This is a genomic window from Flavipsychrobacter sp., assembly GCA_041392855.1.
Classification (GTDB): Bacteria; Bacteroidota; Bacteroidia; order Chitinophagales; family Chitinophagaceae; genus UBA5543.
Map to the genome: position 1 here is coordinate 959,189 of JAWKLD010000001.1, position 11,918 is coordinate 971,106.

Consider the following 11,918-nt stretch of genomic DNA (forward strand, 5'->3'; position numbering starts at 1 on the left):
GAAGCAAAATGCTTCGGCGTTACATATATTAAGAAATTCTTAACCTATAGCTACTAGTTCGATATCGAAGATAAGGTCTTTACCAGCTAACGGGTGGTTAGCATCTAATACAACCGCTTCTTCTTTTACTTCTGTAATAACAACAGGGAAAGTATTGCCTGAATTATCACTCATATGTAGTTGTAAACCAACTTCTGGAGTCATGTCAGCAGGGAAATCGCTCTTAGGATATTCCATTACCATGTTGTCATTTCTTTGACCATAAGCTTGGTCTACAGGTATTTCTACTGTCTTCTTATCACCAACTTTCATGTCTGTCAATGCATCATCAAAGCCTTTAATAACTTGACCTTCACCTACTTTAAACTCTAAAGGATCTCTACCTTCTGAAGTATCAAAAGTAGTTCCATCTGTTAGTTTACCATGATAATGTACCTTAACAGTATCACCGCTTTTAACTTGTGTCATGATTATATTATTTAATTAAATCAGATAATGGCTGCAAGGTACGTCTTTCTATTCGAATAATAAATTGGCAGTATCTTTGCATACAAATATTTAAAATAGAATGATGAGATTTTGGCTGTTTATAGGAGTGTTTATTTTTTCTACAACCTGTTTAAACTTAACTGCTTGTAGTCAGGAAATACAAACAGGCGCTGATAGGTTTGAAGAATACTTGCCTTTGTTGGCCAATAAAAAAGTAGCATTACTCATCAACCAAACTTCTGAAGTTGATGGTACTTCATTGTTAGATACCTTATTAAGCCAAAAAATTAACGTTGTTAAGGTGTTTGTTCCTGAGCATGGTTTTAGAGGGCAGGCAGAGGCTGGTGAAAAAGTGGATAATACTATTGATAGCAAAACAAAAACACCTATTATCTCATTATACGGAAAGTCTAAAAAGCCTAAGGAGCAGGACTTGAAAGATGTTGACGTATTAATATATGATCTGCAAGATGTAGGCACCCGCTTTTATACCTATATCTCTAGTTTGCAATATGCGATGGAGGCCTGCGCTAAATATAATGTGGAGTTTATTATTCTTGACCGCCCCAATCCTAATGGACACTATATAGATGGGCCGGTACTAGAAGAGAAATATCGCTCTTTTGTAGGTATGCAATCTATACCTGTAGTATATGCTATGACAGCAGGAGAGTATGCTAAAATGCTGGTTGGAGAAAAATGGTTTGATGGAGCAGAGCAACTAAAGTTAGCTGTGATACCTTGTGCTAACTACGACCATAGTAAAAAATACGAGTTGCCAGTTAGCCCGTCTCCTAACCTTAGAAATATGGCGGCTATTTACTGCTACCCATCACTATGCTTCTTTGAAGGGACTGTAGCAAGCGTAGGTAGAGGTACGGATATGCCCTTTCAGCAGTTTGGACACCCTGCCTACAAAGGGAAAACGAACTATAGCTTTATGCCCAATATCCCTTTTAAAGGTCCGCAGCCCAAGCTAGCAGGGGAGCGTTGCTATGGGCAGGTGATAGCACTCAACGAGCAAGAGGCCAATGTAATGATCAGAAATAGCCTAAGACTAACTTGGTTGATCAATGCCTATAATTGGTATCCCGAAAAGGATAAATTCTTTAATAGCTTTTTTGAGAAACTCGTAGGTAATTCAGCATTAAGAAAGCAAATAATGGACGGCGTTCCAGAAACTGATATTAAGGCCAGCTGGCAAAAGGATATAGATGCTTTTAAGGAAATAAGAAAAAAGTACCTGTTATATTCAGATTTTGCTCAATAGCATTCTATTTTAGCTACTGATTACTGATACGAATGCAAATATTCTTTACCCCTCTTTATGATTTTCTAAAGAAGAGAAGACCTCTTTTTTGGGTATTGTTCTTATCCTCTTTTGCGATATGGGGCTACTTTGCTTTGCAGCTAAAGCTAGATGAGGATATTTCTAAGATGCTGCCCAATAGCAAGGCTATAAAAGCCATGAATGATGTGGTCAGCAAAACAGATGCAGGGGAGCAGGTTATTTTCCTGATGTCTTTTAAAGACAGTACTGTAGTTGACCCTGATGAGCTCATAGTAGCAGCTAATGAATTTACAAACGGCTTACAAGAAGTTAACGGAGCGCTTATAGATACCATTCGTTTGCAGCCCGGTGATGGCTATGAAGAAACGCTTGTAGATATTGTTGGGGAGAACCTTCCTTTGTTTTTAACAGAAGAAGATTATCTAAAGATCGATAGCCTTGCTTTGCCAGGTAAAATAAAAGAGACCTTAGAGAGCAACAGGAAAATACTACTATCACCTGCAAGTGTTTTTTATAAAAGACTCGTAGCTAAGGATCCCATTGGCATATCCAATATTGTATGGAAAAAGCTAGGGGCTTTACGGTCGGGTGCTGACTATGAAAATTACGATGGCTATATCTTTTATGAAAATCAGAGGAAACTCACATTCTTTCTAAAGCCTACTCATAAAGCATCGGAGACAGGTGCGAATAGTAAACTGTTTGAGGGGATAGATGATTATATAAACAATTGGAACACCTCTAACCCCAATATTGATATTATATACTATGGTGGTCCTGCAGTAGCAGCAGGCAATGCTACACAAATGCGTACGGATACTATAGTGACCTTATCGCTTACCATTGTATTGCTGCTCCTACTTACTTATTACTATTTCCGTAGAAAACGTATACCGTTATTACTGTTAGTACCAGTATTGTATGGTGCAGTCATGGGTTTGGGTATTGTTTATCTGATACAAGGGCATATCTCTATCATAGCACTTGGGGCAGGTGCCATAATAATGGGTATTGCCATTGATTTTTCAATACACTTCTTGTCTCATGCCAAGCAGGCAAATGATATTCGCTCTACGGTCAAAGAGTTAGCACAGCCACTAACCATAGGCAGCTTTACAACCATAGCTGCATTTTTGGCTTTGCAACTGGTAGACACACCTATACTTCAAGATCTGGGCTTGTTTGCAGCCGCTAGCTTGGCAGGTGCTGCTATATGCACATTAATATTTATGCCTCATTTGCCTATAGGTGTAAGTAATAAGGTGATCAAGCCTACAGTCTTTGATAAACTAGCACAGTGGCAGCCTGAAAAGAATAAATGGTTGATATTATTCATTGTTGTGTTTACTCCTGTGATGCTCTACTACAGTGGGGATGTGCAGTTTGATAGCAATATGATGAATTTGAACTATCTCTCTCCAAAACTAAAAAAGGCAGAAGATGAGATCAGTAAAATTAACCCTCAGGCATTGAGTTCAGTTTTCGTTATTGCTAATGCAGAAGAAGAGGAGCAAGCATTACAAAAGCTAGAAACAGCAAGTGGGTATCTAAACGAATTTTATGAGAAAGGGTGGATAAAGGATATTTCCAATCCAGTCTCTTTATTGCCTTCAAAAGCCACGCAGCAAAAACGAATTGCTAGATGGAAGGATTATTGGAGCGAGGAAAGGGTCAATAATATCAGAGCTGCTATAGAACCTGCCGCAAAAGAAGTAGGCTTTTCTGCTACCGCATTTTCAGGTTTTTATCAACGTTTGAATACCGACTATCAACCACTACAAGAAAAGGATGAGGCTGTAATTAAGTCTCTATTCCCGGGAGGGTTCTCAACTAATGAAGCTGGTGTTCATGCATTAGCAACATTGAAAGTGCCGAAGGAGTACCGTTCAAAACTATTTGAAGCATTAGGTGATAATGAAGAAGTGATCATTGCAGATAGGCAACAAGGAGCTTCTCAATTGGTAGAAATACTCAATAGTGATTTTACCAATATTGCTATCTATTCTTCCCTTATTGTGTTTTTTGCCTTACTTATTGGCTACGGTCGTTTTGAGCTGGCTATAATAGCCTTTCTGCCAATGGCAATTTCTTGGGTATGGATATTAGGATTAATGTCTTTACTTGGTCTTAAGTTTAATATCGTCAATATTGTTATCTCTTCACTCATATTTGGTTTGGGGGATGATTACACCATCTTTACTATGGATGGGCTGATAGAGCGGTATAAAACAGGGGAGCAGAAACTTCAATCAGTTAGAGCCGCTGTATATATATCTGTAACAACGGTCATTATTGGTTTAGGTGTACTTTTACTAGCCAAGCATCCTGCTTTAAGGTCTATTGCTCTTATTTCCGTTACTGGCTTAGTATGTGTATTGTTTATATCACAGACATTGCAGCCATTCTTATTCAACTTCTTTATACAGAATAGGGCTAACAAGAAGTTTCAACCCTTCACGCTTTGGAGTTTTGCTAAATCGGTATTTGCATTCACTTATTTCTTTACAGGGTCTTTATTGCTTACTGTGTTAGGGGTGGTCTTTACCAAGTTATGGCCTTTTGGTAAAGAAAGAGGTAAGTATATATTCCATATTTGTATTAGTAAGCTTACTTGGAGCATGATGCATATAATGGCCAATGTGACCAAGCGTACTTATAATATTGGCAAAGAAGACTTTCAAAAACCGGCTGTTTTCATTGCTAATCATACTTCGTTTCTTGATATACTGATTACTACCAGCATGCACCCGCGTATAGTATTGCTTACCAATAAATGGGTGTGGCGTTCTCCTGTATTTGGTGCTGTGGTGAGAATGGGAGAGTACTATCCTGTAGCAGAAGGGGCAGAAGATAGCTTAGAGCCATTAAAAGATTTAACGGATAGAGGCTACTCTGTTTTAGTATTCCCTGAGGGTACTCGTAGCTATGACGATAAGATAAAAAGGTTCAAAAAAGGTGCTTTTTTCATAGCAGAGAAATTACAGTTGGATATAGTACCAGTTGTGCTACATGGTGTGCATAATACGATGCAAAAGGGAGACTTTTTATTGAAAGATAGCTTATGCGCTACGTATATATATGATAGGATAACACCTGATGATACAAGGTTTGGTGCTACCTATAGCGAGCGTGCTAAATACATAGGTAGATGGATGCGGTCCGAGATGTCCGATATCAGAGAAAAGGTAGAGACGCCTAGTTATTTCAGGGAGCGTCTTATAAGGAGCTATACTTATAAGGGACCTGTGTTAGAATGGTATTGTAGGGTGAAAATCTCTCTAGAAAAAAACTATGAGCAGTTTCATGAATTACTACCTCGAACAGGTAAGTTTTATGACTTAGGGTGTGGTTATGGTTTTATGACTTATATGTTGCATTGGGCAGCACCTGAGAGACAGTTTGTAGGTGTTGACTATGACGATCAAAAAATAGAAGTAGCTCAGGGTAATTATTTACGTAATGATGCTGTCAACTTTAAGCAAGGTGATATTACGCAATTCAACCTAGAGCCTTGCGATGGTATTATCATATCAGATGTGTTGCATTATCTACTGCCTGAGCAACAGACAGCTGTTTTAGGAAATTGCTTGGCAGTACTTAATGATGGCGGACAACTGATAATTAGAGATGGTGTATCAGAATTGAAGGAGCGTATAAAAGGAACAAAGCTGACAGAGGTGTTCTCTACAAAGATCTTCAAGTTCAACAAGACTCAAAACAATCTGCATTTCTTAAGTCAGGCAATGATCGAAGACTTTGCCCAAAAGCATAACCTGCAATTGGAGATACTGGATAATAGCCAATTCACCGCCAATTTGATATTCGTTCTAAAGAAATAAGAATAAGTGATTCTTCGTTACTGAACAGAAGTAGGTCTGGTCTTATGTTTATAGATGCTAATAAGCCATAAGACTATGCTGAAACTGAATAGGATCATTAGATGCAGTAGCACATCTGTAAAATCACCATTACGAAGTATAATAGCATTTACAGCATCTAAACCCCAGCGAAGAGGGGAGATGAGTGCTAATGTTTGAATGGATTCAGGTAGTAGGTCTACTGGTACCCAAATACCGCCTATAGCTGATAGTATAACAATAGATATAGCACCAAAAGGCATAGATTGGTTAGTAGTTTTGAATACAGCTCCAATAAAGTGCCCGTAAGAAGTAGCGGCAAAGGCAATAGCTATAGCTACTGGTAATAGTACCCAAGCATTAATACCAAGATATAATGTAGGTAGACCTAGTAATGGTAATAACCATATACCAAGGCTAAACATAAAGATGAACTGTAGCGTACAAATAAGGGTATAGAACAATATCTTACCTAAAGCTACATAGCGTAATGCAAATGGTATTAACCCTACTCTCAAAGCACTGCCTTCTTCGCGTTCTCTAATAGAATGTCCTGCTATCGGTATTACAATAAAGAACATACCGAATATAGCCCATGCAGGCACATTGTGCTGTACAGAGTTGATGTATTTACTTTCTTCTTTGCTTTCGTACAGCATCTCTTCTCTGATACCAATACCTGAGAATACCTTTTTGAAATCATCAGTAACAGTTTGCTCTATATCTTCAGCTTTGCCTAGTTTGGATAGACGTTGTACCAGCATATTGCTACACGAATAGGTGACAAACTTATCCAGTGCGTTGCTAATAGATAGTCTGAAAGTAGGCTTGGTAACTGGGTCAAAATACATCCGTACATAAGAGCTGTCTCTTGAATCTCTTGTTGGTAATGACATTAACCCCAGCTTGCTTGATATGCTATTGGCTACAATATTAGCTGCATTAACCACCTCGGCTGTTGCTCCTTTAGGGATAACAATACCAACCTTGTATTCTCCGTCTTGTAACAGCTGGGTAAATCGTTCTTTGGATAACGGAGCACCGTCTACACTGTCAATTACTTTGAAGTTCTTACTTTCTTTCAGTCCCTTTTTTATTTCCTTTGCAAGGCTACCACCATCATTGTCTACTAGTAGCAATTCAAATTTCAACTCCTGGTAGTCTTTAAATGGGGCATCTTGTACCATTGCCATCACAACAATTAATACCGCAGGCATTAAAAACAAGAGCATAAAACCAGCGACATCACGTCGGGTTAATATCCACTCTTTTAATATAGTTGCTAATACCTTTTTCATATTAATCTCTTACTGAGTGTCCTGTGTAGTGCAAGAACACATCTTCAAGTCTATTGCAGTTTGGTGTTTGTTGAATTAAGTCGGCAGGGGAGCCACTTACGATATTTTTTCCTTGGTCTATTATGACAACATCTTCACATATTTTCTCAGCTTCTTCTAAATGGTGAGAGGTATATAATATCGTATTGCCTTGTTCTTTATACTCTTTTAAAAAGTTAAGTATCATGGCACGAGATTGTACATCCACTCCTGCGGTTGGCTCGTCAAGGATAACCAGCTGCGGTTGGTGAAGTAGGGAGGCTATTACATTTACTCTTCGTTTCATGCCACCACTATAGCGAACAACACGTTTGTTAGCATGTTTGTCCATGTCTAATCTCTCTAGTAATAGTTGGGCTCTTTGGTTAATCGTATTCTTATCTAGTCCATAGAGCTTACCAATGTATCTAAAATTTTCCCAAGCTGATAGATTAGGGAATAAAGCTATCTGTTGAGGTACAATACCTATTTGCTGTCTTATGTATTGAGTATCTGTACCACAGTCTTTACCAAGTATACGAGCTGTGCCAGAGTCCGCATGTAGTAGACCGCATAGAATATTGATGCTGGTAGATTTTCCCGCACCATTAGGACCTAGCAGCCCAACTATCTGGTTTTCTTGTACAGAAAAGCTAAGCCCGTCTAATGCAGGTGCAAAGGCTCCTTTATATTCCTTTTTTAAAGATTCTATTTCTATTGCCAACGACATGCAACTATGGCTTATTTATAACTTAAACCATCAATTACACCAGCGGGTAGATCAGGCAGCATATTGCGTGGTACCAGGAAAGAGGTTAATTCTGCAAGCTCCTTATAGATAATATGACTATCAGCCGCCGCTCTCAAATAATCAGAACCCGAACTGCCACCAGTGCCTACACGTTTTCCAATAGTGCGTTGTACCATATGTATATGGCGGTGACGCCACATAGATAGCTTTTCATCTATTTCAAGAAGGCTGCTTACCAGTTCGAAAGGTAAATGGAGTAGCGGGTAGTCTCTATAAAGCATAATGAAAAGAGCACTTCTATTAGCTTCTGCACTAAACCTTCTGTCCTCCGGATATTCCTTATCATTCATAAACAACATATCAAATGTTGTTAGGTTGCCTTTTTCTACTTCTTGTAAGCTGTCAGCATATAGTGCTCTGTATTGTTGCCAAAAAGAGTTTTCAGGCCACATATTGTCTTTAACAAAAGGCATTCGCTCTAGCCATCTGTTAATAAGTACTAGCAATGATTCTTGAGCCTCTGCGTCTTTCACTCTTTTTATATCTGCCTCGTTCAGTTGAGAGATATAATAATTCTGTCCATGACGGCTCTTATAATTGAGGCCCAAAGTGGCTTCGATTATTTTAAATTGTATGCTTTGAAAGCCTGACGCAGGACGTAGTAGATCTCTAAAGTCTAAGAAGTCGAGTGGTGTCATGGTTTCCATAACAGTCATTTGCTCTACTGCTATATCCAGTATTGAACAGATGCGTTTAACTCTATGTATGGTATTATATATATCAGGGGAGTTATTCGGGATGCTTTCTTGTTTGAAAATGTTACGAATAACACCTAGTTCATGTAATATCTGTTTGAACCATAATTCATAAGTCTGATGTATGATGATAAACATCATTTCATCATCTGCTTTTATACCTTCCTTATCACTTTCAGGAAGCTGTGCATTTAGTATTTTATCTAGTTGTAGGTACTCGCTATAGTAAACAGGTGGACGTTGTTTCTTTTCCATGCGGTTAAATTAATTAATCTTATTTGAACTAGGTACATACATATTTTTCTGCTATTTAACTTCAGGTAGTTTATGTGTAATTTTGCTGTATGAGTAAACGTCTCTTATATCAATTTTTGATCATTAATATTCTTACTGCGGTAATGGCTGCGGTATTTTACTTTAATGATCTGCCGGGTGCTAATGTGCTTTTCTTAGTAAGTGTCGTTATGCAGTTCATGTTCGCGATCCCCGCTTTAATGGAAATACACAAGTCGAAAAATATTGATATGACCGAAAAGCTGGCTTGGACAATTGGGCTGATATTGTCAACAAGTTTGACTGGATTGTTCTATTTGGCGTTCAGAAGAAACGTTGTTTTAGGTAAAAAGTAGTAGAAAATGGGAAGCGATTTCATACCAGAAATAAGCAAAGTAGAGTATAGCAAATTGAAAGAGGCCAGGGATGCATCTGCTCTTTATGAGTATTTATGTCAGCCTTTACACGAACAATTATATAAGAAGCAAGACTTTAATTATGTAGATGAATTATCTGAAATTCAGCAACTTATTATTACATATGACTATGTAAAAATGCAAGTATTGCAAGGGGGCTTTATACAATTGATACAAAACGGATATGTGTTGTTATTACCATCACTTCACGACCTGCTGCAGAAGGTGGGAGCTACAGGTATGGCACAGGTTATAGATGATGCTTTAAAAGTATATGTCTTAAACAGAGAGCTGCTGGATAAGGAATATTCAGTTGATGATTTTGCAAAGTTGTATGTAGAGTTAACAGAATTTGAGGATATTGACAATCGCTTTAGTTTACACCATTTGCCTACAATTAATACCATTCTGCTATATGCAGAGCAGAACATGGAAAAGGTAGCCCTATTGACTTAATGAGATAATAGTAGTTAATAATTAGCTCGTCGGGCTTTTATTTTCTACCTTTGCAGCGTTTTTATAAAGTATATAGAAGTTTATATATGATATCAGTAAGTAATTTATCGCTCCGTTATGGAAAGCGCGTATTGTTTGAGGATGTAAATATCAAGTTTACAGAAGGTAATTGTTATGGTGTAATAGGCGCCAATGGGGCAGGGAAGTCTACATTTATGAAAATATTGTCTGGAGATATTGACCCTACCACAGGTAAGGTAGAGATATCTAAAGGGCAGAGAATGAGTGTGTTAAAGCAAGATCACTACGAGTTTGACGAGTACACTGTGCTTGAAACCGTTGTAATGGGTAATGATGTGCTTTATAAGGTGATGCAAGAGAAGGATGCTTTATATGCCAAAGAAGACTTTACTGAAGAAGATGGTATAAAAGCGGGGGAGTTGGAAGCTACTTTTGCGGAGATGGATGGTTGGAATGCTGAGAGTGATGCTGCTACACTACTAAGTAACCTAGGTATTAAAGAAAATTTGCATCCTAAGAAGATGAAAGAGCTTGATGGTAACCAAAAAGTAAGGGTACTATTGGCGCAAGCGCTTTTCGGAAATCCTGACATATTGCTTCTGGATGAGCCTACCAACGACCTTGATCTGGAAACTATCACATGGTTGGAGAACTTCTTAGCCGATTATGATAAGATCGTATTGGTAGTATCTCACGACCGTCACTTCCTGGACGTTGTATGTACGCACGTTGCAGATATTGATTTTGGTAAAATCAGCATATTTACCGGTAACTATAGTTTCTGGTATGAGAGTAGCCAGTTGTTATTGAAACAACGTACAGAACAGAACAGAAAAGCAGAGGATAAGATCAAAGAACTTAAAGAATTTATCGCTCGTTTCTCTGCTAATGCTTCTAAATCGAAACAAGCTACCAGCCGTAAAAAAGCATTAGATAAGATCAATGTGGAGGACATGAAGGCCTCTAACCGTAAATATCCTGCTATATTATTTAATAACGTAATTCGCGATGCAGGTGACCAAATATTGGAAGTAGATGGATTAGGAAAATCTCTTAACGGTGAGGTGTTATTTAAGGACATTAAGTTTGACCTGAAGAGAGGACAGAAGGTTGCAGTTTTGTCAAGTAATAGCTTGGCTACCAATGCATTCTATGAGATACTTGCAGAAAATGATGAAGACTTTGAAGGTAGCTTTAAATGGGGGGTAACTACAACCCAAACCTATTTGCCGGCTGATAATACTCCGTTCTTTTCTGATACTGATGACAACCTTGTAGACTGGTTAAGACAGTATTCAGAGGAAAAGGACGAGACATTTATACGTGGATTTTTGGGTCGTATGTTGTTCTCTGGCGAGGAAACACTTAAGAAGTGTACCGTCTTGAGTGGAGGAGAAAAGATGCGCTGTATGCTTAGCCGCATGATGATGCTGAGAGGTAATGTGCTTTTGTTTGATGAGCCTACCAACCACTTGGATCTGGAAAGCATTACAGCCCTGAACAATGGTATGAAAGACTTTAAAGGAACTATCATATTCACTACACGTGACCACGAATTGGCACAAACAGTTGCTGATAGAGTACTAGAAATTACCCCGAATGGTCTTATAGATAGAGAAACAGACTTTGATCATTACATGTCTGATGATAAGATAAAGGCGCTAAGGGAAGAAATGTACGGTCATACCGTAGCGTAAAAGCGATTAACTTTTGGTTAAAAGGTATATTATTGTATTATAATATACCTTTTTTTTGTATATTTACTTTTACATGACAATATAGAGTAGATAGATAATATCGTTGCAGTAAGGAACTAGCCATTATACACAGCTCAATTAATACACAACAAGTCTGTAATAATCCTATCAACAGTAGTGAGAAGGTAAATGAACCTTAATTCATTTCATGTTCATGATACTAAAATGTGCCGTTTATGAAAAAAAACTATTACCAAAACCGTCTTGAGCGTTTTAAAAACATTGCCAAAAGATTAGTAGATAAACATTCAGCAGAGCTGTATCAAGTATATAGTTATAATGTAGAGTCGAAAGTTGTAGATGATATGTACCAAGATCATTTTGCTAATCTTGGTAAGGAGTTAGATTCCGAAGCTCATGATTTTATTAAAGTATATAATGTACAGCAAGAGTCTCTGGCATCGGAGATATGGAATACTTGTAGTAGATACCTACAACAATTTGCACAGCGTAACCAACCCGCATAACTAAATAATTTTCACTATCAATTATACACCCAATATCATATTTACTATCACAGAGTAGGCCTGGATATC

10 protein-coding genes are annotated in these 11,918 nt (G+C 38.0%); 6 read left to right on the plus strand and 4 right to left on the minus strand.

Going from position 1 to position 11,918, the window contains the following annotated elements; genetic code table 11:
• Window positions 1-39: 39 nt before the first annotated feature.
• Window positions 40-468, minus strand: a complete 429-nt coding sequence (locus R2800_04615) for a peptidylprolyl isomerase (GenBank protein ID MEZ5016312.1) — start codon at window positions 466-468, stop codon at window positions 40-42.
• A gap of 100 nt (window positions 469-568) precedes the next feature.
• On the opposite strand from R2800_04615, the gene R2800_04620 reads away from it, so the two are divergent.
• Together R2800_04620 and R2800_04625 are read left to right on the plus strand one after the other, a co-directional pair.
• Window positions 569-1,759, plus strand: coding sequence for a DUF1343 domain-containing protein (locus tag R2800_04620; GenBank protein ID MEZ5016313.1), 1,191 nt, complete (start codon window positions 569-571; stop codon window positions 1,757-1,759).
• A gap of 32 nt (window positions 1,760-1,791) precedes the next feature.
• Window positions 1,792-5,619 (plus strand): 1-acyl-sn-glycerol-3-phosphate acyltransferase, encoded by a 3,828-nt coding sequence (locus tag R2800_04625; GenBank protein MEZ5016314.1) that lies wholly within the window; start codon window positions 1,792-1,794, stop codon window positions 5,617-5,619.
• A 17-nt stretch (window positions 5,620-5,636) separates the two neighbouring features.
• On the opposite strand, the gene R2800_04630 is transcribed toward R2800_04625, so the two are convergent.
• Genes R2800_04630 through R2800_04640 form a run of 3 tightly spaced genes read right to left on the minus strand, consistent with a single transcriptional unit; the run spans window position 5,637 to window position 8,714 of the window.
• Window positions 5,637-6,935, minus strand: a complete 1,299-nt coding sequence (locus R2800_04630; GenBank protein ID MEZ5016315.1) for an ABC transporter permease — start codon at window positions 6,933-6,935, stop codon at window positions 5,637-5,639.
• Window position 6,936: 1 nt separating this feature from the next.
• Window positions 6,937-7,683 (minus strand): ABC transporter ATP-binding protein, encoded by a 747-nt coding sequence (locus R2800_04635; GenBank protein MEZ5016316.1) that lies wholly within the window; start codon window positions 7,681-7,683, stop codon window positions 6,937-6,939.
• A gap of 11 nt (window positions 7,684-7,694) precedes the next feature.
• Window positions 7,695-8,714 carry a tryptophan 2,3-dioxygenase family protein gene (locus R2800_04640; GenBank protein MEZ5016317.1) on the minus strand — a complete coding sequence of 340 codons (1,020 nt, stop codon included), beginning with the start codon at window positions 8,712-8,714 and terminating at the stop codon, window positions 7,695-7,697.
• 89 nt (window positions 8,715-8,803) lie between these two features.
• On the opposite strand from R2800_04640, the gene R2800_04645 reads away from it, so the two are divergent.
• From R2800_04645 to R2800_04660, 4 genes are all read left to right on the plus strand, one after another.
• Entirely contained in the window at window positions 8,804-9,088 is a 285-nt protein-coding gene (locus tag R2800_04645) for a hypothetical protein (GenBank protein ID MEZ5016318.1), read from the plus strand.
• A gap of 6 nt (window positions 9,089-9,094) precedes the next feature.
• On the plus strand, window positions 9,095-9,604 hold the full coding sequence (locus R2800_04650) for a DUF4375 domain-containing protein (GenBank protein MEZ5016319.1): 510 nt from the start codon (window positions 9,095-9,097) through the stop codon (window positions 9,602-9,604).
• Window positions 9,605-9,690: 86 nt separating this feature from the next.
• Window positions 9,691-11,322, plus strand: a complete 1,632-nt coding sequence (locus R2800_04655) for an ATP-binding cassette domain-containing protein (protein ID MEZ5016320.1) — start codon at window positions 9,691-9,693, stop codon at window positions 11,320-11,322.
• 236 nt (window positions 11,323-11,558) lie between these two features.
• Window positions 11,559-11,849, plus strand: coding sequence for a hypothetical protein (locus tag R2800_04660; GenBank protein ID MEZ5016321.1), 291 nt, complete (start codon window positions 11,559-11,561; stop codon window positions 11,847-11,849).
• Window positions 11,850-11,918: the final 69 nt, after the last annotated feature.